Annotated in this window: 21 protein-coding genes; 19 read left to right on the top strand and 2 right to left on the bottom strand. The window is 63.4% G+C overall.

Going from position 1 to position 21547, the window contains the following annotated elements:
- The first annotated feature begins 2 nt into the window (after positions 1–2).
- The 4 genes from VQ044_RS11145 to VQ044_RS11130 all read left to right on the top strand — a co-directional run bounded on the left by VQ044_RS11145 (position 3) and on the right by VQ044_RS11130 (position 5917).
- On the top strand, positions 3–1715 hold the full coding sequence (locus VQ044_RS11145; protein ID WP_327647242.1) for a dihydroxy-acid dehydratase: 1713 nt from the start codon (positions 3–5) through the stop codon (positions 1713–1715).
- Between the two features lie 305 nt (positions 1716–2020).
- Positions 2021–2962, top strand: a complete 942-nt coding sequence (locus VQ044_RS11140) for an ABC transporter substrate-binding protein (protein ID WP_327647240.1) — start codon at positions 2021–2023, stop codon at positions 2960–2962.
- 64 nt (positions 2963–3026) lie between these two features.
- On the top strand, positions 3027–4052 hold the full coding sequence (locus tag VQ044_RS11135) for a quaternary amine ABC transporter ATP-binding protein (protein ID WP_327647238.1): 1026 nt from the start codon (positions 3027–3029) through the stop codon (positions 4050–4052).
- Positions 4049–5917 carry an ABC transporter permease gene (locus VQ044_RS11130; RefSeq protein WP_327647236.1) on the top strand — a complete coding sequence of 623 codons (1869 nt, stop codon included), beginning with the start codon at positions 4049–4051 and terminating at the stop codon, positions 5915–5917. Before VQ044_RS11135 ends, VQ044_RS11130 begins: the two co-directional genes overlap by 4 nt.
- A gap of 83 nt (positions 5918–6000) precedes the next feature.
- Here VQ044_RS11130 and VQ044_RS11125 read toward each other — a convergent pair whose 3' ends face one another.
- Positions 6001–6654, bottom strand: coding sequence for a helix-turn-helix domain-containing protein (locus VQ044_RS11125; protein ID WP_327647234.1), 654 nt, complete (start codon positions 6652–6654; stop codon positions 6001–6003).
- 234 nt (positions 6655–6888) lie between these two features.
- Here VQ044_RS11125 and VQ044_RS11120 point away from each other — a divergent pair, with 234 nt between their 5' ends.
- From VQ044_RS11120 to glnT, 11 genes are all read left to right on the top strand, one after another.
- Positions 6889–7182, top strand: coding sequence for a hypothetical protein (locus VQ044_RS11120; RefSeq protein ID WP_327624685.1), 294 nt, complete (start codon positions 6889–6891; stop codon positions 7180–7182).
- A gap of 11 nt (positions 7183–7193) precedes the next feature.
- The gene (locus VQ044_RS11115; protein ID WP_327624686.1) at positions 7194–7571 is read left to right on the top strand and encodes a hypothetical protein; all 378 of its coding nucleotides are present in this window, start codon (positions 7194–7196) and stop codon (positions 7569–7571) included.
- A gap of 28 nt (positions 7572–7599) precedes the next feature.
- On the top strand, positions 7600–7785 hold the full coding sequence (locus tag VQ044_RS11110) for a hypothetical protein (protein ID WP_327624687.1): 186 nt from the start codon (positions 7600–7602) through the stop codon (positions 7783–7785).
- Complete coding sequence (locus VQ044_RS11105; protein ID WP_327624688.1) at positions 7782–9191, top strand: APC family permease; 1410 nt, start codon at positions 7782–7784, stop codon at positions 9189–9191. Before VQ044_RS11110 ends, VQ044_RS11105 begins: the two co-directional genes overlap by 4 nt.
- Before the next feature lie 15 nt (positions 9192–9206).
- Entirely contained in the window at positions 9207–9635 is a 429-nt protein-coding gene (locus VQ044_RS11100; protein ID WP_327647233.1) for a universal stress protein, read from the top strand.
- The gene (locus VQ044_RS11095; protein ID WP_327647232.1) at positions 9632–10300 is read left to right on the top strand and encodes a hypothetical protein; all 669 of its coding nucleotides are present in this window, start codon (positions 9632–9634) and stop codon (positions 10298–10300) included. Before VQ044_RS11100 ends, VQ044_RS11095 begins: the two co-directional genes overlap by 4 nt.
- A gap of 5 nt (positions 10301–10305) precedes the next feature.
- The gene (locus tag VQ044_RS11090; RefSeq protein WP_327624691.1) at positions 10306–10605 is read left to right on the top strand and encodes a hypothetical protein; all 300 of its coding nucleotides are present in this window, start codon (positions 10306–10308) and stop codon (positions 10603–10605) included.
- Between the two features lie 108 nt (positions 10606–10713).
- Entirely contained in the window at positions 10714–11610 is an 897-nt protein-coding gene (locus tag VQ044_RS11085; protein WP_327624692.1) for a class II glutamine amidotransferase, read from the top strand.
- A gap of 1 nt (position 11611) precedes the next feature.
- Entirely contained in the window at positions 11612–12289 is a 678-nt protein-coding gene (locus tag VQ044_RS11080; RefSeq protein WP_327624693.1) for a GXGXG domain-containing protein, read from the top strand.
- A gap of 10 nt (positions 12290–12299) precedes the next feature.
- Positions 12300–13640 carry an FMN-binding glutamate synthase family protein gene (locus VQ044_RS11075; protein ID WP_327624694.1) on the top strand — a complete coding sequence of 447 codons (1341 nt, stop codon included), beginning with the start codon at positions 12300–12302 and terminating at the stop codon, positions 13638–13640.
- 35 nt (positions 13641–13675) lie between these two features.
- On the top strand, positions 13676–14983 hold the full coding sequence (glnT, locus tag VQ044_RS11070) for a type III glutamate--ammonia ligase (RefSeq protein ID WP_327647231.1): 1308 nt from the start codon (positions 13676–13678) through the stop codon (positions 14981–14983).
- Between the two features lie 54 nt (positions 14984–15037).
- On the opposite strand, the gene VQ044_RS11065 is transcribed toward glnT, so the two are convergent.
- Positions 15038–16036, bottom strand: coding sequence for a GlxA family transcriptional regulator (locus VQ044_RS11065; RefSeq protein WP_327647282.1), 999 nt, complete (start codon positions 16034–16036; stop codon positions 15038–15040).
- Positions 16037–16126: 90 nt separating this feature from the next.
- On the opposite strand from VQ044_RS11065, the gene VQ044_RS11060 reads away from it, so the two are divergent.
- The 4 genes from VQ044_RS11060 to VQ044_RS11045 all read left to right on the top strand — a co-directional run bounded on the left by VQ044_RS11060 (position 16127) and on the right by VQ044_RS11045 (position 21329).
- Positions 16127–17377: a sarcosine oxidase subunit beta family protein gene (locus VQ044_RS11060; protein ID WP_327647229.1), complete on the top strand. Its 1251-nt coding sequence runs from the start codon at positions 16127–16129 to the stop codon at positions 17375–17377.
- A gap of 100 nt (positions 17378–17477) precedes the next feature.
- Positions 17478–17765 carry a sarcosine oxidase subunit delta gene (locus tag VQ044_RS11055; RefSeq protein ID WP_327647228.1) on the top strand — a complete coding sequence of 96 codons (288 nt, stop codon included), beginning with the start codon at positions 17478–17480 and terminating at the stop codon, positions 17763–17765.
- The gene (locus VQ044_RS11050; protein ID WP_327647227.1) at positions 17762–20767 is read left to right on the top strand and encodes a sarcosine oxidase subunit alpha family protein; all 3006 of its coding nucleotides are present in this window, start codon (positions 17762–17764) and stop codon (positions 20765–20767) included. Before VQ044_RS11055 ends, VQ044_RS11050 begins: the two co-directional genes overlap by 4 nt.
- The gene (locus VQ044_RS11045) at positions 20760–21329 is read left to right on the top strand and encodes a sarcosine oxidase subunit gamma (RefSeq protein ID WP_327647226.1); all 570 of its coding nucleotides are present in this window, start codon (positions 20760–20762) and stop codon (positions 21327–21329) included. Before VQ044_RS11050 ends, VQ044_RS11045 begins: the two co-directional genes overlap by 8 nt.
- The last annotated feature ends 218 nt before the right edge of the window (positions 21330–21547 follow it).

The raw sequence follows: 21547 nt of genomic DNA, 5'->3' as shown, positions 1-21547 counted from the left end.
ACATGAGTGAAGACGAGGCAAGAGGGTTCGCGCGCGGCCTGACCAACTACGGCGACAAGGATTTCTCGCTCTATCTGAGAAACTCCTTCGCCAGTTCGATGGGATATTCCCGCGAGGTCCTGAAGAAGCCGATCGTCGGGATCGCGAACAGCTTTTCCGGCTTCAACAACTGTCACCGGCATTTCCCGGAAATGCTGGAGGCGGTGAAGCGCGGTGTCTTGCTGGGTGGCGCACTGCCGATCGAGTTTCCGACGATTTCGCTCGGCGAGGTTTTTCTCAATCCGACGAGCCTCAAGTTTCGCAACCTGATGTCGATGGACACCGAAGAGATGATCCGGGCCCAGCCGATGGATGCCGTCGTCTTGATGGGCGGGTGCGACAAGACCGTGCCCGCGCAGCTGATGGGGGCGGCGTCGGCGGACCTTCCGGCGATCCAGATCGTCGCCGGTCCGATGATGACCTCGCGCTACGGCGAGGAGCGGCTTGGCGCCTGCACCGACTGCCGCCGGTTCTGGGGAAAATACCGCGCCGGGGAAATCTCCAGCGATGTGATCGGTGACATCGAGGGCCGTCTGGCGACCACCGCCGGCACCTGCGCCGTCATGGGTACGGCATCGACGATGGCGTGCATCGCCGAGACCCTCGGCATGTCGCTGCCCGGGACGGCGGCCATTCCGGCGGTTCATGCCGATCGGCTGCGGGCCGCCGAGGCGACCGGTCTCGCGGCCGCGCGCATGATCGACAATCCCATCCGGCCCAGCGAGGTGATCACCGAGAAATCGGTCGAGAATGCCTTGCGAATCCTGCTCGCTCTCGGCGGGTCGACCAACGCTATCATTCACCTGACGGCAATCGCGGGACGTCTCGGCATTCCGGTTTCGCTGCGGCGGCTCAATCAGCTGTCCGACGAGACGCCGGTGCTGGTCAATCTCAAGCCCGTCGGCGCCAACTACATGGAAGACTTCTTCTTCGCCGGCGGCGTGGGCGCTGTGCTGCGTGAGTTGAAGCCGCTGCTGCATCTCGATTGCAAGACGGTGACAGGCGACACGCTCGGCGACCGGCTTCGCGAAGATGTCGGTCCGGTCGATCGCAAGGTCATCGCCAGCGCCGAACAGCCCCTGGAACCCGAAGGCGGCCTCGTCGCGCTGTTCGGCAATCTCGCGCCGGGCGGCGCGATCCTGAAGCGTTCGGCGGCCGACAAGGCGTTGTTCGAAAAGGAAGGACGCGCGGTGGTGTTCGATTCGCTCGCCGATCTGGCGAAGCGCATCGACGATCCGGACCTCGATGTGGAAGAGGGCGATATACTGGTCCTGCAGAATGCCGGCCCGCGTAGCGATTCCGGCATGCCGGAAGCCGGCTATCTGCCGATCCCCAAGAAGCTCTCGGCCAAGGGCGTCAAGGACATGATCCGCATTTCCGATGCGCGCATGTCGGGCACGGCCTTCGGCACGATCGTGCTGCATGTCACGCCGGAGGCGGCGATCGGCGGACCGCTGGCGCTGGTTCGCACCGGCGACCGCATCCAGCTGTCGGTCGAGAACAAGACGATCGAGCTGCTGGTCGGCGACGACGAGTTGGAGCGGCGGCGCAGCAGCTTCCGATCGCCGTCGAAGCCGGCGTCCGAGCGGCGCGGCTACGACAAGATCTATGCCCAGGAGGTCCTTCAGGCGGACGAGGGTTGCGATTTCGCGATCATGCAGCCGGTCAGGGCATAAGAGGTCAAAGCTGGCGCTGGTCTGTGCCGCGGGCCTGTGCCCGATTCCGAGCCTTTGAAAATGCGAATTTTCATCCATCGAGAACCGCAGAGAATGGACCTATCAACTTCCCCGGCGGATGTATGGGCCGCAAAAAAACTCCGACCCGTCGCTCGGTAAAAAGAAATCAGTTGCCAGGTACAGGGCAGGAAGCTTCCCTGAACGGAAAGAAATATTCCCGGTGGTAAAAACATACCTCGCCCCGGATGCACTGACGAGGACAGCAGAGGACCGCCCATCCATCTCACCAACAGGGAAGCCAGCACATGCGAACGCACAGGATACTCGCCGCCTCGCTCATCGGCCTCGGCATGACGTCACCCGTGTTGGCGGAGGCGGAATCGGACGAGCCGATCATCATCGTTCAGAACAATTGGTCGAGCCAGTTGGTGATGTCGAACGTCGTCGGCCAGGTTCTGGAGAGCGAAGGCTATACGGTGGAGTACGTTCCCTCCGATAGCCAACTCCAGCTCACCGCGATCACCAATGGCGACATGACCTTCCAGATCGAGGCCTGGGAAGGCTCGATGAAGGCGGCCTTCGAAAAGGCGGTCGAGGAAGGCATGGTCGACGCCGGCACGCATGACGCCGTGACGCGCGAGGAATGGTGGATTCCCGACTACGTGCTCGAAAAGTGTCCCGACGCCGCCACCTGGGAAGGTCTGAACGCCTGCGCGAACATCTTTACTACCGCTGAAACTGCGCCCAAGGGTCGCTTCGTCGGCCCGCCCGCCGACTGGGGCAAGAATTACGCCGCGCGCATCGATGCCCTTGGCATGGACTTTGTCGCGATCAATGTCGGCCAGGCGGCGACGTTGTGGGCGGAACTACAGTCGGCCTACGACCGCAAGGAGCCGATCGTGCTGTTCAATTGGACGCCGAACTTCGTCGAGAGCAAGTTCGAAGGCCGTTTCGTCGATTTCCCCGAGCCGGAGCCCGCTTGCTTCGACGATCCTAGCTGGGGCCCCAATCCGGATGCCACCGGCGATTGCGGGGCACCGCGCGCGGCCTGGCTGAAAAAGGCCGCCTGGAAAGGCATGGCTGACGAATGGCCTGGCGCCTGGGCGATCGTCCAGAAGATCAACCTCACCAACAAGCAGCTCGCCAATGCCTCGAAGATGGTCGATGACGAAGGCATGTCGCCCGAGGATGCCGCGACGAAATGGATCGAGGACAATCGCGACGTCGTGGATAGCTGGCTGAACTAAGCCCTCTCCGCCAAGAGCCGCCGGGCGCGTATCTCGCGTGCGGCTTACTCACGAGGGGAGCGACATGACCGTCGACGTCAAGATCAAGTGCCGGAACATCTGGAAGATTTTCGGTCCGGACCCCGTAGCTTTCCTGCGCAAGCATGATCAGCATCCCACTGAGGATGACCTGCGGGCCGGCGGCATGATCGGGGCGGTTCAGGACGTGTCGTTCGACGTCCACACCGGCGAAAATCTGGTGATCATGGGGCTCTCCGGCTCCGGCAAGTCGACCTTGATCCGCTGCATCACGCGCCTGAACGATCCCACCGCGGGCGAGATCCATTATGAGGGCGGCGACCTGTTGCGGGCCACGCCCCGCGAGTTGATCGAGATTCGTCGCCACAAGATGGGCATGGTCTTCCAGAGCTTCGGCCTGCTACCGCACCGCGACGTGCTTTCGAACGTGGCATTCCCCCTCGAATTACAGTCCATGCCCCGGGCCGAGCGCGAGGCCAAGGCGCGCGAGATGATCGAACTTGTCGGCCTCAAGGGCCGCGAAGCCTATTTTCCCCGCGAGCTCTCCGGCGGTCAGCAGCAGCGTGTAGGGATCGCCCGTTCTTTAGCGGTCGGCCCCGATGTGTGGTTTCTCGATGAGCCGTTTTCAGCGCTCGATCCGCTCATCCGCGCCGAAATGCAGGACGAATTCATCCGGCTGCAAAAGATGCTGCGAAAGACCATCGTCTTCATTACCCACGACTTCGAGGAGGCGGTGAAGCTCGCCGACCGCATCGGTATTATGAAGGATGGCCGCATGGTCCAGCTCGATACGCCCGAGCGGATCGTTCTCCATCCGGCCAACGACTATGTCGCCGAGTTCGCCCGCAATGCCCCGCACGAGCGCATTGTCACCGTCAAGGCCATCATGACCCCGAATGTCACGACCGCGGGCGACGATCCGATCGATGCGCACGCGCTCCTCGGTCAGGTCGCGCGCCGGGTCCTCAACGCCGACGCGCCAATCCCGGTGGCCGACAATGGCCGCCTCGTCGGCAGCGTCGACCGCGCGGCAATGGTCGAGGGCCTTTTCGGCCGAGGTGCCGCCGAGTGAGCAACCGCGAAACCACCGCCGCTTCGCCTCCCACCGATAAAGCCTCGCCCATCGGCCGATCGACCGAGCCAGGCCTGATCCGCGGCCTCATTCGTTCGCTTCAGATCAAACCGCGTTCGCAGGACCGCGCACCCGCTGGGTTCGCCCCCGCCACGGATCTCGCCCGCGTCCCCATCCTCCTCCAGTTCGCTATCATCATCGCTGCGGGCATCGCCCTGGCGGCCGTGTGGGACGGCGCTCTACGCTGGCCCGCCGATTACGTGATCCCGATGCAGCGCTGGATCACCGAATTTTTCGAATGGCTCGGCAAGGATGCCGCCATTGGCCCGCTGAAATTTCGCGACGTCACGCGGTTGATCGCCGGCATTCTCGAACAGCCGCTCGATTGGGCCGAATATCTGCTCTATCGCGGCGTGCGCAGTTTGGGTTTGCCGCCAATCCCGTGGCTCACGCTGGTTCTCGGCGTTGCCATTCTCGCGCATTGGATCGGCGGTTGGCGGCTGGCGCTCTTCGCCGCGCTGGCGCTGCTTTATCTCGCCCTTTTCGGCCTCTGGCGCGATAGCATGCGCACGCTCTCCCTCGTCGTCGTATCGGTGCCTTTCGCGGTTGCCATCGGTCTCTGGCTCGGCATCTGGGTCACGCGGTCACGCCGCGCGGCCGGTATCATCACGCCGATGTTCGATCTGATGCAGGCCACGCCCCACATGGCCTATCTGGTGCCGGTGGTGGTGCTGTTCGGCTTCGGCCAAGTACCGGCGATGATCGCGACCGTCATCTTCGCCATGCCGCCAATGGCCCGCTGCACCATCCTCGCGGTTCAGACCGTGCCGCGCGAGATCATCGAGTCGGGCCAGATGTCGGGTTGCACTCCGCGTCAGCTGCTCTGGAAGGTGCAGATCCCGGCGGGGAAGCGCATCCTGATGCTCGGCGTCAACCAGGTGGTGATGCAGACCCTCGCCATGGTCGTGGTCACCTTCGCGCTGGCGGCGCTCTTCAAGGAGGCCGCGGTCTTGCCGAAGCGCTGGACGGTCACCTTCGGCACCCAGCTCGACGAGGCGGTCCGGTGGTTTTCAGCCAACGCCTACGCCTACATCGCGCCGGTGCGCGATTTCATCACGGTGTCGATGCTGATCCCGCTTCGCGACTTCTTCCTGGCCATCCCCTGGCCGATCGTCATGGCCATGGTTGGCGCCGCCGGGCTGCGCCTCGGCGGCGCCCGGACCGCGTTGCTGTGCATGGGGCTGGTTCTGGCCATCGTGCTTTTCGGCTTCTGGGTGCCGGCGGTGCTGACGGTTTATCTGGTATTCTCCGCAGTGGTGATCTGCGTGCTGATCGGCGTTCCGGTCGGCATCTGGGCCGCACGCGTACCGCGCGTGGCGCGCGCGACCATGGTGATCTGCGACACACTCCAGACGTTTCCCTCGTTCATCTATCTCATTCCGGTGATCATGCTGCTCAAGGTTGGGGATTTGTCGAACATCGTGGCGATCCTCGCCTATGCCACCGTTCCGGCCATCCGCTACACCTATCTCGGGCTGAAACGTATCCCCGAGGTCACCATCGAGGCGGCCATCGCCAACGGTGCTTCACCGCGCCAACGCCTCTTGAAGGTGGAATTGCCGATCGCCCTGCCGGAGATCATGCTTGGCCTCAACCAGACCATCATGATGGCGCTGGCGATGGTGGCGATCACCGCGCTGATCGGCTCCCGCGATCTCGGCCAGGAAATCTACCGAGCCCTGCCGACCGCCGACACCGGGCGCGGTATCCTCGCGGGCCTCGGCATTGCCGCCATCGGGATCATAGCGGATCGGCTGATCCAGGCGTGGGCGGAGAGACGCAAGAAGCAGCTCGGCTATGTCTAGGTATCGGACCAGACGGCGATTTCGGTCCCACACCATGATGCCTCAAGGCGCCCCGACGGAGCCTCTGCCCCCGGCCGGGCCGCTCAACCGCCCTGCGGGTAGGAGATGACCGAAAGATAGCGCGCGGGCAGGGAAACCAGGGTTTCCGGACCGTGCGGCGCTTCGGCGTCGAAGAACAAGCTGTCTCCCGGCTGCAGCAGGAAGACTTGCTTGCCGTGACGGTACTCGACCTCGCCCTCGAGCATGTACAAGAGTTCGATGCCGCCGTGCTGGAAGGTGGGAAAGACGTCGGATTCGTGCGTGAGTGTGATGAGGTAGGGCTCCACGGTCACGCCGCTGGCGTTGGGGCCGATGTGGCCCAACAGGTTGTATTGATGTCCGGCGCGGGTGCCCGCGCGCTCGATTTCGATCGCTTCGCCACGTTTGACATGGACGACAGGACGGTGCTCCTCGAACCGCGTAAAGAACGCCGTGATCGGAACATTCAACGTGTTCGACAGGGTCTGGAGCGTCGTCAGCGACGGTGAGGTCAAGCCGTTTTCGATCTTCGACAGCATGCCGATCGACAGGCCTGTCAGATGGGCCAGTTCCGCCACTGTCATCGACTTTTGCAGGCGAAAGTTGCGAAGCTCGCGGCCGATGGCGACTTCGAGCACTTTCTCACTGCGGTCGGTGACCCGATGCGGATCCTGCCCAAAGGTCGGCGCCGTGCGCGCGGCATTCTGACTCTCACTCATCGTTTAATCTCCAGAAAACACACTAGCAATAATTTACTGTCAGGAAACAGTTTGTCCAGCCACCGTCCGGGAGATTGATAATCCACAACGGCAAAAGCGTTGGATTCAATATCGGAATCCCTCTGTTGGTTTTCTTCCAAAGATATTTTGTTGCTTTTTAGGAAAAAATGATCCCAACTTAAGCTCTGCACGAGAGACGCAACGAAACTTTCGGCGAATATGGGGGGAGAATGCATGACCCAAAAGATGGATGACCGGATTCAAAAAATGTTCCGGGGCGACGCGCTGTTCGCATGGACCTTCGTCGCCGCGCTGTGGGCGGCGGTCGTGTTCGTGTTTTTCAGCATCAGCGCTCTCATAGATGACACGACGATCCAGGCCGTCCTGCTGATCGGCGGCGGTCTGGTGCTGTTCTTCAACACGGCGGCGATCTTCGCGATGGTGCGGCACTACGCCCACGAAAAGGAATTCATCTACGGGCTCGACATCCGGCATCTCGATGAGATGCGGCGGATGCGTGGCAAATAAGGGAGGGCACCATGCGCAAACATTATGAGCCACCGCGGCAAAGCGGATTCGGTCAATTTCTCGATTCGATCTTTCTGTTGGCGCTGGTGTACGTGGCGCTGTTTATTCCCTTGATACTCGGCCTGACCGGTGCCGGCAGCACGACCGTGATGCCCGCCGAGATCACCTGGGAAACCCTGAAGCAAAATCCCGTCATGCAGGCGCAGTGGGAGAAGCTTGGCTACACGGCGGAAACGGCCGCCGAGATGATTACCACGCGGTTCGACTACACCATTGATCCGCTGATGCTGTTGATCACCGCGGCGGTGATCCTGGGCTACTTCGTCTATCTCATCCGGATGTCGGACAAGGAATATCGCGACGTTATCAGCGAAAAATTCGACCTCTGAAACGAGGCAATGGGGGAGGGAAAAACCGATGTGGGTTCTACTAGAATATGCGGCGTGGGCGGTGTCAGCAAGCCTGCTCTTGTGGATGGTAGTGGACGCCGTGCGCGTCAATCGCGAGTTCGATGAGGAAACCCTGATGTCGTCGCGCGAGGGGATCGACGAGCTTCTGGAGCATGGCGACGTGCCGGAAGCGCGCGGGGGGGCCGGGCAATGACCGATCAGACGGCGAACAGAACTGCGGCGGTGGCCGCGAAATCGGAACGAATTGGCCTCCTGCGCGTGCTGGGTCCGGTGCATGTCTGGGCGCTTGGCGTGGGCATCGTCCTCGTCGGCGAGTTCATGGGCTGGAATTTTTCGGTCGGCAAGGGTGGCGCGCTGGGCGCGCTGATCGCCTGCTGGGTCATCGGCCTGCTTTACACTTGCGTCGCGATGATCGACTCCGAGGTGACCTCTACCGTGGCCGCGGCCGGCGGCCAATACGCGCAAGCCAAGCACATCATGGGGCCGCTGATGGCCTTCAATGTCGGGCTCTATCTGGTCATGGCCTACACCATGCTGGAGGCCGCCGATGCCCTGATCGTTGGCGATCTGATGGTGATCCTGGCGGAGCAGACGGGTTACACGGATCTCGATCCGCGACCGTTCGTGGTGCTGATCATCGCGCTGCTGGCGTTTCTGAATTATCGCGGCGTGTTCATGACGCTGTCGCTGAATTTCGTCATCACCGCGGCCGCCTTCGTATCGATCCTCATCCTTTTCATCGGTGTTCAGCCCTGGAATCCCGGCGCCGTATTGCAGCATGCCGGTCTGTTGACCGATCTGCCCTATGGTTGGATCGGGGTGATCGCGTCTTTCCAGTTCGGCATCTGGTATTATCTCGGTATCGAGGGAACGTGTCAGGCGGCCGAGGAGGTGCGCTCCCCCAGCCGGTCGCTGCCGCTCGGTACGATGACCGGGATCATGACACTGCTGATCGCGGCGACCTTGACGTGGTACGTATCCTCCGGGCTGCTGCCTTGGGAGTATCTCGGTCAGGCGGTCGTCCCGCTCTACGACGCGGCGCGAATGACCGGCAGCACGACGCTCCAGGTGTTCCTGTTCATCGGTACGATGTTCGCGGCGACGGCCTCTGCCAATGGCTGCATCAACGACGCCTCGCGGGCCTGGTTCTCCATGGGACGCGACCGCTACATGCCCAATTGGTTCGGGGCGGTGCACCCGCGCTATCGCACACCCTACCGATCGATCCTGATCTTGATCCCGATCGCCGTGTCCTTCGCCTTTACCGGGCTCTTGGACCAGGTGATCACCTTCTCGATCCTGTCCGGTCTCCTTGGCTACACCTTCATGCCGATCAACATGATCCTGTTCCGGCGAAAATGGCCTCTGGGCACGATCCGGCGGGGCTATGTGCATCCGCTGCACCCCTTGCCGGCGATCGTGTTGATGGTGTTGTGCGTGACCACCTTCTTCGCGACCTATCTCGGCTTTGGAGCCCAGCTGCTGGCGATGATGGCGTTCTACGTCGTGGCCTCGGTCTGGTTCACCATGCGCCGCTACAAATATGTCCGACGGTCCGACCAGTTCACCATGAACTGGCCGAAGCCGGTCGGCTACTGAGGCGGGAGAAGAGCCATGATGAAAAATGTGCTTTGCGCCATAGACGGTTCGCGCGCCTCCCAGCGGGCGGTGGATTTTGCGGTCGGCATGGCCGCAAATTTCGGGGCTGCGGTTCGGTTCATTACCGTCACGGCCGTGACCCAGGCCAGTGCAGCCAAGAGCCCGTTCTGGGACACGCGGCTGTTCGACGCGGGCGAGACGTTGATCGCTCGCGAGCAAACCCACGCGATGGAAGCGGCGGCCGCCAAGGGCGTGACGAACGCCAGTTGCGCCACCGTTAATGGACGGGATGTCGCCACGGCGATCGTGGCCTATGCGCAGGAGCACGGGTTCGATCATATCGTCATGGGCACGTCGGGACATTCGGTGCTGGAAAGGCTGTTGACGGGGTCGGTGGTCGACGACGTTCTGAATCAGCCGCATCCACCCGTCACGGTCGTATGATCGGGGCGGGCGCCTTTGCGGCGGCTGCCGCCGGGAGCGCGGCACTCGGCTGGATGTACCATCGCGACCGAACCCGCGTGATCGCCCATCGCAGATCGGTGTTCGAGGAGTGTCGGGGGCTGCTGGACGATGCCGAGCTGTCCCAGGACGGGGCGGACTATCCGCGTCTGACAGGCCGCCGGGATGAGGTTCCGGTCGAACTGCGGCTGCTCGCCGACACCATCCAGCTGCGCAAGCTGCCGGTGCTGTGGCTGCTGGTGACGATCCGGCAGCCGCTGAAGATCGCCGGGGTCTTCGACATGCTGATCCGGCCCGACAACTCGGAATATTATTCGCCGCACGACCGGTTGCGCACGGTTTTGCCAGCGCCGCCGGATTGGCCGGCGGACGCGGTGGTACGCTGCGACCGGCCGGATGCGGTCGCGCCGTTGCTCGATCGTCTCACCCCGCATGTGCGCGCCTTTACCGAGGAAGGGCGGGGCAAGGAGCTTTTTCTCGCCCCGCGCGGCCTGCGGCTGGTCTACCGCATCGACGAGAGTCGACGTGGACATTACCTGGCGACCCGCCAACCGCTGTTCGACAATGACCGGCTGGCGCGTGCCACGGTCGAGGACCTCATTGCCCGCGGCTTCGCGCTGGCCGCTGATATGTCGCGCGAGCACTGAGCCGGATGGCTGCCCCCCCTCGCGATCGTCCCCCGCATCATCCCTACACCGTCCTCGCGGTGTCGCTGGTCCTGACGGGCATGGGGCAGGTGCTGAATGGACAGGCGCAGCGGGGCCTGATGATGGCATTCACCGCGCTGGGGCTCGCATGGGTGAGCTACAACCTGACCACGCCCGAGATCAGTTTCGTTGGACGCTATGCGGGCGGGCTCATGATCCATGCCGTCGCCCTGATGGACGCTTACAAGTTCGCCCGGCTGCGATGGCAGCAGTGGCAGCTGGCGCAAGGAAAACAAGACGCGTGAACGACGCTTTCTGTTTTCTATGATGAAAATAAATTTCCTAACAGTTGATTTCCACTGGCGTTGGTGTTTATGTCTGCCTGGAACGTTTGCGAGAAAGGTGCGAAGCCGATGTGCGGTATCGTTGGGCTATTTCTGAAGGACCGGTCGCTTGAGCCGAAGCTTGGCGAAATGCTGACCGAGATGCTGGTGACCATGACCGATCGCGGCCCGGATAGCGCCGGGATCGCGATCTACGGGAAAAACGGTGATGGGCACGCGAAACTGACGTTGCAGGCTGAAAACCCGGACGTGGAATTCGCCGATCTGGCCGCCGACATGGGCGCGGCGATCGACGCCGAGGTCGAGATCCGGTGCAAGGACACGCACGCGGTGCTGAAAATTCCGAGCGACAAGATGGGCGAGGCGCGGCGCGCGTTGGCCGAACTTCGCCCGAATGTTCGGGTGATGAGCGCCGGCGACAACATCGAAATCTACAAGGAAGTCGGGCTGCCGAAGGATGTCGCTGCGCGGTTTGGCCTATCCGCCATGGCGGGAAGTCACGGCATTGGCCACACCCGGATGGCGACGGAATCCAAGGTCAATACGCTGGGCGCACACCCCTATTCGACCGGCCCGGACCAGTGCCTGGTGCACAATGGTTCACTGTCGAACCACAATGGACTGCGGCGCAAGCTGGTGCGTGAAGGCATGTCGTTCGAGACCGAGAACGATACCGAAGTCGCTGCCGCCTATCTGAGCCACAAGCTGCGGACCGGCAGCAATCTCAGGGAGGCATTGGAAGCCAGTCTGGACGATCTGGACGGGTTCTTCACCTTCGTGGTCGGAACCAAGGACGGGTTCGGCGTCGTGCGCGATCCGATCGCCTGCAAGCCCGCCGTCATGGCCGAAACCGACCAATATGTTGCCTTCGGCAGCGAATATCGCGCGCTGGTCAACCTGCCGGGCATCGAGAACGCCAAGGTATGGGAGCCCGAGCCTGCCACCGTCTATTTCTGGGAACATTGAGATGCAGACGATTGATCTTGCCGAGACCACCCTGCGCGAGCTGAATTCCGTTTTGCAGGCGCAGCGCGATAACACCAACCAGACCGCCTGGACCGTCGAAAATCCGCGCGGCGGACATGCGTTGGCTGTGGGACTCGACGCGCCGATCGAGGTCACGGTCAGGGGCTCCACGGGCTACTACTGCGCCGGCATGAACAAGCAGGCCACCGTGAGGGTCGAAGGTTCGGCGGGACCTGGCGTTGCCGAAAACATGATGTCGGGCAGCGTCATTATCGACGGCGATGCCAGCCAGTATGCCGGCGCGACGGGTCGGGGCGGATTGCTGGTCATCAAGGGCAATGCCGCCTCGCGGTGCGGCATCTCGATGAAGGGCATCGACATCGTCGTCCATGGCAATATCGGCCACATGTCGGCGTTCATGGCGCAGGCTGGCAACCTCGTGGTCTTGGGCGATGCGGGCGACGCGCTTGGCGACTCGCTCTACGAGGCCCGCCTTTTCGTGCGCGGCAAGGTGAAAAGCCTGGGCGCGGACTGCATCGAAAAGGAGATGCGCCCCGAGCATCTGGATATCCTTCGCGACCTCCTGGAGCGTGCCGGCGCCGACGCGCGGCCCGAAGAGTTCAAGCGCTACGGGTCGGCGCGTCAGCTCTATAATTTCCACATCGACAATGCTTACTGAGGAGACGGAGATGAAAGACGCTCCCCCGCACGCCGTGCCACGGACCGAGCCACGGCAATCCTGGACCTTCAGCAACAGCGTCAATGCCGAAATCCGCCGCGCGGCGGCGACGGGTCTCTATGACATCCGCGGCGGTGGCTCCAAACGGCAGCTGCCGCATTTCGACGACCTCCTGTTTCTCGGCGCGTCGATCTCGCGCTATCCGCTCGAAGGTTATCGCGAGAAATGCGGAACCAGCGTCACCTTGGGCACGCGGTACGCGAAAAAGCCCATCGAGCTGAAAATTCCCGTTACTATCGCCGGAATGAGTTTCGGCTCGCTCTCGGCCCACGCCAAGGAGGCACTGGGTCGCGGCGCGTCCGCCGCAGGAACCTCGACGACCACCGGCGACGGCGGGATGACCGAGGAGGAGCGCGGGCATTCCGACAGGCTCGTCTATCAGGTTCTGCCGTCCCGCTATGGGATGAATCCCGACGATCTGCGCCGCGCCGATGCGATCGAGGTGGTCGTGGGGCAGGGTGCCAAGCCCGGTGGCGGCGGCATGCTCCTCGGGCAGAAGATCACCGAGCGCGTGGCTGGGATGCGGACGCTGCCGGTGGGTATCGATCAGCGCTCGGCCTGTCGTCACCCCGACTGGACGGGGCCGGACGATCTCGAGATCAAGATTCTCGAGATCCGCGAGATCACTGGCTGGGAGAAGCCGATCTATGTGAAGATCGGTGGCGCGCGGCCGTATTACGACACTACGCTGGCGGTGAAAGCCGGTGCGGACGTGGTCGTGCTGGACGGCATGCAAGGCGGCACCGCTGCGACGCAGGACGTCTTCATCGAGCACGTCGGCCAGCCGATCCTTGCGTGTATCCGTCCAGCGGTACAGGCGCTCCAGGACATGGGTATGCATCGCGAGGTGCAATTGATCGTCTCCGGCGGCATTCGAACCGGCGCGGATGTCGCCAAGGCGCTGGCGCTTGGCGCTGACGCGGTTGCCATCGGGACGGCAGCCCTGGTCGCGCTGGGCGACAACGATCCCGTCTGGGAGGAGGAATACCGCAAGCTCGGAACGGTGGCGGGAGCCTATGACGACTGGCAGGAAGGTCGTGACCCGGCTGGGATCACGACCCAGGATCCGGAGCTGATGGAACGCCTGGACCCGCTGGCGGCGGGTCGGAGGCTGCACAACTATCTTTCGGTCCTGACCCTGGAAGCCCAGACGATCGCCCGGGCCTGCGGACACAATCACGTCCACAATCTGGAGCCGGAGGATCTGTGCGCCCTGACCGTGGAAGCCGCGGCCATGGCGCGCGTGCCGCTGGCGGGGACTTCCTGGATACCGGGACAGTCCGGATACTGAACGAGAAAATGATGATGGGGAGGGGACGGTAGAATATGGCTGCGGATCTCGCAAAATTCGCCAAGGATAAAGGCGTCAAATACTTCATGGTGTCGTTCACCGACCTGTTCGGTGGGCAGCGCGCCAAGATCGTGCCTGCCCGATCAATCGCCAAGACGCAAAAGGACGGTGCCGGCTTTGCCGGCTTCGCCACCTGGCTGGATCTGACGCCGGCGCATCCGGACATGCTGGGGGTGCCCGATCCTGACGGCGTTATCCAACTGCCCTGGAAGCCAGACACCGCCTGGGTTCCGGCGAATTGCGTCATGGAGGACGCGCCGGTTGCCCACGCGCCGCGCAATGTCCTCAATCGTTTGGTGAAGGAAGCCGCCGCCGAGGGATTGCGTGTCAAGACCGGTATCGAGGTAGAGTTCTTCCTGCTGACGCCCGATGGCCAGCAGCTGGCGGACTCCCACGATAGCGCGGCCAAGCCCTGCTATGACCAGCTCGCCATCATGCGGCAGGCGGACCTGATCGGCGAAGCGCTCGACCATATGAGCGAGCTCGGCTGGGGGCCTTACCAGGCCGACCACGAGGACGCGAACGGCCAGTACGAAATGAACTGGGATTTCGACGACGCCATCGCCACTGCCGACAAGCACTCCTTCTTCAAGTTCATGATTCGCTCGCTCGCCGAAAAATACGGCATGCGCGCGACCTTCATGCCCAAGCCGATCGAAGGGCTGACCGGCAACGGCGCGCATGTGCACGTCTCGGTCTGGGACTCCACCGGCAAGACCAACCTCTTTGCCGACGGCAGCAAGGAGATGGGGATGTCGGATACCTGCCGGTATTTCCTCGGCGGCATCATGAAGCACGCCTCGGCGCTCGCCGCGATCACCAATCCGACGGTCAACTCCTACAAGCGCATCAACGCGCCCCGCACGACATCCGGCGCGACCTGGGCACCGAATACAGTCACTTGGTCGGGCAACAACCGCACCCACATGGTGCGCGTGCCGGGACCGGGCCGGTTCGAGCTGCGCCTGCCGGACGGGGCGGCAAACCCTTATCTGCTGCAGGCGGTGATCATCGCGGCGGGTCTCGACGGGGTGCGGACCAAAGCCGACCCGGGCAAGCGCTACGACATCGACATGTACCAGAACGGTCATACGGTGAAGGACGCCCCGATCCTGCCGCTGAACCTTTTGGACGCGCTGCGGACCTTCGACAAGGACGAGAGCCTGAAAGCGACGTTGGGCGAGGAGTTTTCCCGCGCCTATATCAAGCTGAAGATGCAGGAGTGGAATTCCTTCGTGAGCCATTTTTCCCAGTGGGAACGCAAGAACACCCTGGATATCTGAGGCTGCGCGCCGGTTTGCCCCGACGTTCGGCTATTCGGACGAATTTCATCCCACTTATCCAAGCTGCGTCTTTGCGCGCCCGGTGCCTTCTTGGGGAGGCCGGGCGCGCAAACTCGACGGGGCACGACCGAAAACCTCGCGAAACGCCGTGGAAAAATGGGCGGAATTCGCGAAGCCGGTCGCCAGCGCGATTTCGGTCAGCGACAGGGTGGACTGGGTCAAAAGATTGCCGGCCTTGCCCAGCCTGAGTTCGCGGTAGAACGTCATTGTGCTGCGGCCCAGCTTTTGACGGAAAAGCCGGTTGAGCTGCCGGGGGCCGATGCCCGAAAGCTGTGCCAGCTGTGCCAACTCCAGCGGATCGGCCACATGGTTTTCCATCATTTCGATCGACTGGATCAAGGCCGGATCGTTCGTCCCATAGCGTTCCACGAGACCGGCGCGTTGCGGCCCTCCGGAGGGACGGATTTCGGTGTGCATGAACCAGTCGCTGACCTGGCGGGCGAAGGCGGGACCATGATGCACGTTGATCAATGCGTGCATCATATCGAGCGGCGCGGTGCCGCCAGCGCAGGTGATCCGGTCGCGATCCATGACGTAGAGCGTACGTTCCACCATCAATGCCGGGGATATTTCCGCCAGGGTTGGCGCATGTTCCCAGTGGACGGTCATGCGTCGGCCCTCCATCAGTCCGGCAAGCGCGAGAATGACAGGGCCGCCCGACACCCCGCCCAGACGAACGCCGTGCCGCGCGAGTTGCCGCAGCCAGTTGAACACCCGTTCATCGGCGAAGGTGCCCGGATCGCCGCCCGCCACGACGAGAACGAGATCGAAGTCGACGTCACGTCCAAGTTGGGCGGATGCCGCGACCATCGATCCGCTCGAACTGATGCCGTGCGCATCCCCGACGGTCAGGTGGCGAATGTCGTAAACGGTTCGATCGGCCAGTAGATTCGCGGCCCGAAGCGGCTCGACCGCTGACGCGTAAGACATCAGCGCAAAGCCGTCGATCAGCAGGAATCCAATTCGGAAGGCGCCGGGCTGCTCCATTGTCATGACCATAATCTGTAATATTCCGTCTTTATGGGGAAAGTCCATCCAGCCGGCGAGGGCTCAGTATTGATCGGCAAGCAAGGGCGGAGACTAATGCGATATTCGCTGCTGAAAATTCTCACCGAGGGGCTGACTGGCAACCGGGGCTGGCCGCCGGTCTGGCGGGAGCCCGAGCCGAAGACCGACTACGACGTCGTTATCGTCGGCGCCGGCGGGCATGGGCTGGCAACTGCCTATTACCTTGCCAAGGAATTCGGCATCACCAACGTCGCGGTGCTGGAGAAGGGTTGGCTCGGCTCCGGTAATATCGGCCGCAACACGACGATCATCCGATCCAACTATCTGTTGCCCGGTAACGAGCCGTTCTACGAATTCTCGATGAAGCTCTGGGAAGGCCTGGAGCAGGATTTCAATTACAACGCGATGGTCTCCCAGCGGGGAGTCCTCAACCTCGGTCACAGCGACGCGCAGCGCGATGCCTTCGCGCAGCGGGGCAATGCCATGCGGCTGGCCGGTTCCGACGCGGTCCTTCTCGATACCGAGGCGGTCCGCGAAATGTGTCCCTTCCTCGACTTCGACAACGCCCGCTTTCCGATCAAGGGCGGGCTTTGGCAGCCGCGCGGCGGCACCGTCCGCCATGACGCGGTCGCCTGGGGTTATGCGCGCGGCGCCGACAGTCGCGGCGTCGACATTATCCAGAACTGCGAGGTCACCGGTTTCCAGATCGAGAACGGGATCTGCCGGGGCGTCGAGACCACCCGCGGCAAGATCCGCGCCAAGAAGGTCGCCGTCTGTGTCGCCGGCTCGTCGGGCCGGGTGATGGAAAAGGCCGGCATGCGCCTGCCGATCGAAAGCCACGTCCTGCAGGCTTTCGTCTCGGAGGGGCTGAAGCCGGTCATTCCGGGCGTCATCACCTTCGGCGCCGGTCATTTCTACGTCAGCCAGTCCGACAAGGGCGGCCTCGTCTTCGGCGGCGATCTCGACGGCTACAACAGCTACGCCCAGCGCGGCAATTTGCCGGTGGTGGAGGATGTCTGCGAGGGCGGCATGGCGATCATGCCGATGATCGGCCGCGCGCGGCTCCTGCGCATGTGGGGCGGCATCATGGACATGTCGATGGATGGCTCGCCCTTCATCGACAAGACCGATATCGGCGGCCTCTATTTCAATGGCGGCTGGTGCTATGGCGGCTTCAAGGCAACGCCCGCCTCCGGCTACTGCTACGCGCATCTCCTGGCCCGTGACGAACCCCATCCGACAGCGGCCGCCTATCGGCTCGACCGCTTCCGCCGTGGCGCGATGATCGACGAAAAAGGCCAGGGCGCGCAGCCCAATCTGCACTGAGCCCAATCTGCATTGAGGACGTGACCATGCCGACGGTCGATACCCATCCATTCCCGATCGGGAAGCAGGCGGAAGCGCCGAGCGGGAGGAGCAAAGCGAAATGATCATCGACCACCCCCTTCTCGGCCCCCGCGATGCGGCGGAATTCGTGTATCTCGGCGACGCCGCGCTGATCGACCGGCCCGACCCGAAGGACGAAGGCGCGAGCGAGAAATTCCATGATTATCTCTACTTGCGGGATAACCCGGCCGGCTTGCATCGCGAGCTTTGGTATCATGAACAGGGCGATCGCTCCTGGCTGGTCCTGACCCGCAACACGCTGACACACGAGATCACGTCGGTCGAACTGGCGCGCGACGTCGCCTTGGCACGGGGGCGGGGAGCATGACCGACAGCCGAACACCCACCGCAACGCCCGGCCCGGTCGAAGCCGGGACCGGTGCCACGCAACCCTTTCGAGTCCAGGGCGGTCTGATCGAGCGGACCGGTGGCGTCCGTTTCAGCTTCAACGGGACATCGTTCCAGGGCCATGACGGCGACACGCTCGCCTCCGCGCTGCTCGCCAATGGTGTCCGCGTGGTCGGGCGCTCGTTCAAATATCATCGGCCCCGCGGCATCTTTTCGGCGGGGTCGGAAGAGCCGAACGCGCTAGTCCAGTTGCGCCGGGGGGCCCATCAGGAGCCCAACACGCGCGCCACCACGGTCGAGCTGTTCGACAATCTGGAGGCCACCAGCCAGAACCATCGCGGCCCGCTCGGTTTCGACCTGATGGCGGCGAGCGACCTGCTGTCACCCTTCCTGTCGGCCGGCTTCTACTACAAGACCTTCATGTGGCCGAAGGCGTTCTGGGAGAAATTCTACGAGCCGCTGATCCGCAATTCGGCCGGGCTCGGCCGGCTTTCCATGGAGCCCGATCCGGACAGCTACGACAAGGGTTTCCTGCATTGCGACGTGCTGGTGATCGGCGCGGGGCCGGCGGGTCTTGCGGCGGCACTGGCGGCGGGACGCGCCGGCGCCCGGGTGATCATCGCCGACGAGGATTTTCGGCTCGGCGGCAGGCTGAATGCCGAGACATTGGCCGTCGACGGCCTGCCTGGCTCCGACTGGGCCGATCAGGCGGGCGCCGAGTTGGCCGCCATGGCCAACGTTCGCGTGATGCCCCGCACGACCGTTTACGGGGCCTTCGACCACGGCACCTACGGCGCGCTCGAACGCAAGACCGACCATCTTCCCGTGTCTGGCGGAAAGCCACGGCAGGTGCTCTGGCGCATTCACGCGAAGCGCACGATCCTTTGCGCCGGTGCGACGGAAAGACCGATCGCCTTCGGCAACAACGATCGCCCCGGCGTGATCATGGCGGGTGCCGTGCGGGCCTATGCGAACCGATGGGCGGTCGCGGCCGGCAAGCGGGTCGCCGTTTTCACCAACAATGACGACGGCTGGCGAACGGCTGTCGATCTGGCCGCCAAGGGTGTCGAGATCGCCGCCGTGATCGATACCCGCCCCGGCGCGGCCCGTGCCAAGCTGCCGGGGACGGCAATCCATATGGGCGACGCGGTTATGGACACGTCAGGTCGCATGGGAATCCGCCAGATCAAGCTTGCCGGCGGCGCGAGCATATCGGCCGATTGTCTCGCCGTCTCAGGCGGTTGGAACCCGAACGTCCACCTGACCTGCCATCAGGGCGGGCGGCCTGAATGGCGGGACGACATCGCGGCGTTCGTGCCGGGGAAGAATCTTCCTGTCGGCATGGCGGTGGCGGGCGCGGCGAACGGCTCCCAGTCGCTCGCGTCTGCCCTCTTGGAGGGAAGCCAAAGGGCCGATCAAGCGGTCGAGGCTCTCGGCTTCCCTCCCTCGCGCCAGAGACTCCCGGCAGCGGAAGACGAAGCGGTCGCGGTGTCAGCCTTCTGGCATGTCACGCAAAGTCGCTCGCGCGCCTGGGTCGATCAGCAGAACGACGTGACCATCAAGGACGTGACGCTCGCCCACAAAGAGGGATTCCGCTCCGTCGAGCATCTGAAGCGCTACACCACCCTTGGCATGGCGACCGATCAGGGCAAGACGGCGAATGTTCTCGGACTTGCCATCATGGCCGAGATCGCCGGCCGGAGCATCCCCGAGACCGGCACCACGATCTTCCGTCCGCCCTACACTCCGGTGGCGATCGGCGCCCTGGCGGGCCGGTCGCGAGGTAAGGATTTTCGTCCCTATCGCCTGACTCCCAGCCACGATTGGGCCAAGGAGCAGGGCGCGGTGTTCGTCGAGACAGGCGCCTGGCTGCGCGCCCAGTGGTTCCCCCGCTCCGGTGAAACGCATTGGCGGCAGAGCGTCGACCGCGAGGTGGAGATAACGCGAGGCTCGGTCGGGATCTGCGACGTGACCACGCTCGGCAAGGTCGACATCCAGGGTCGGGACGCGGCGGAATTCCTCAACAAGGTCTACGCCAACGGCTTCGCCAAGCTGGCCGTCGGCAGGACCCGCTACGGGATCATGCTGCGCGAGGACGGCATCGTGATGGACGATGGCACCACCGCCCGCCTGTCCGAGACGCATTTCGTGATGACCACGACGACGGCCAACGCGGGCAGCGTATTCCGGCATCTGGAGTTCTGCCGCCAGTGCCTCTGGCCCGGTCTCGACGTTCATCTGATTTCCACCACCGACGGCTGGGCGCAATATGCGGTGGCCGGACCGAACGCCCGCAACCTCATCCGCAAGGTCGTCGATGCGGAGCACGATGTCTCCAATGAGGCCTTCCCGTTCATGGCCTGCGGCGAGCTCACCGTGTGCGGTGGCACGCCGGCGCGGCTGTTCCGCATCTCCTTCTCGGGCGAACTTGCCTATGAGATCGCGGTACCGACCCGCTTTGGCGACGCCATGATCCGCGCGCTGATGGCGGCCGGCGAGGAATTCGACGTGGTTCCCTACGGCACCGAAGCGCTCGGCGTGATGCGGATCGAGAAGGGCCACGCGGCAGGCAACGAACTGACCGGCCAGACCACCGCCCGCGATCTCGGCCTCGGCCGCATGGTTTCCAAGCAGAAGGATTGCATCGGCAACGTCCTGTCCGAGCGGCCTGACCTCAACCGCGAAGACGGCCTCCGCCTGGTCGGATTCCGTCCGGTCGATCGCGCTGAAAGCCTCACGGCCGGCGCGCATTTCCTCCAGCGGGGCAGCGCGGCGACGACAGAGAACGACGAAGGGTGGATGACGTCGGTAACCTATTCGCCGTCGCTCGGCCATTCGATCGGTCTCGGCTTTATCAAGCGAGGCGAGGCGCGCGGGGGCGAGATCGTCCGCGCAATGGATTTCGTGCGCGGCAAGGAGATCGAGGTCGAAATCGTCTCACCGCATTTCATCGACCCTGAAGGAGAGCGGCTCCGTGTCTGACCTCACGCTTACGGCGAAGCCGGCGCTTGGCGGCTACCGGCAGGATTTTGGCGGAATCACGCTCAGCGAACATCCGGATATCGCCATCGTGTCCATCGCCACGCCGCTCGGCGGCGAGACGGCTCTCGTGCAAGCGGTGACCGGCGGCTTTGGCGCAAGTCCGCCCCCGGTCGGGGGGACGACGCTGTCGAGCGATGGCCGGATTCGCTTGCTGGGCATGGCTCCGGGCCAGGTCTTCGCCGTCTTCGAACATGATGGCGCGAATGCCCGCGCGCTTGTCGACGGCAAGCTGGAAGGCGCCGCCTATACCACCGACCAGACCGATGTCTGGGTCGCGCTTCGGATCGATGGACAGCGGACCCGCGCGGCGCTGGAGCGGATCTGTCCGCTCGACCTTCATCCGGGCGCTTTTCCGGAAGGAAGGGTGGCGCGAACGGTGATGGAGCATCTCGGGGTGATCATTCTCCGCGAGGGTCCGGACGCCTTCCTTCTGCTCTCGGCGCGATCCTCGGCGGGGTCGTTTCTTCACGCGGTCGAGACTTCGATCCAGAACGTGATGTGAGCCATCGCGACAACAGCGAACGCAGCGGCGGGCACGGTCTTGAGACCGGGCCAGAGCAAACAAGCGTTGCGCAACAACAATAAAATCGGGCCACGGCCCAAGCACGGAATGGGAGGACAAACAGACCATGGCGTTCAAGACCGACATTGAGATTGCCCGCGAGGCGAAGAAGCTGCCGATTCAGGAGATCGGGGCGAAGCTGGGGATCGGGCTCGAGG

The organism is Aurantimonas sp. C2-5-R2, from assembly GCF_036549495.1.
GTDB lineage: Bacteria > Pseudomonadota > Alphaproteobacteria > Rhizobiales > Rhizobiaceae > Aurantimonas > Aurantimonas coralicida_A.
The sequence above is the reverse complement of the archived record's forward strand: the minus strand, read 5'-3'. Positions and strand labels throughout refer to the sequence as shown.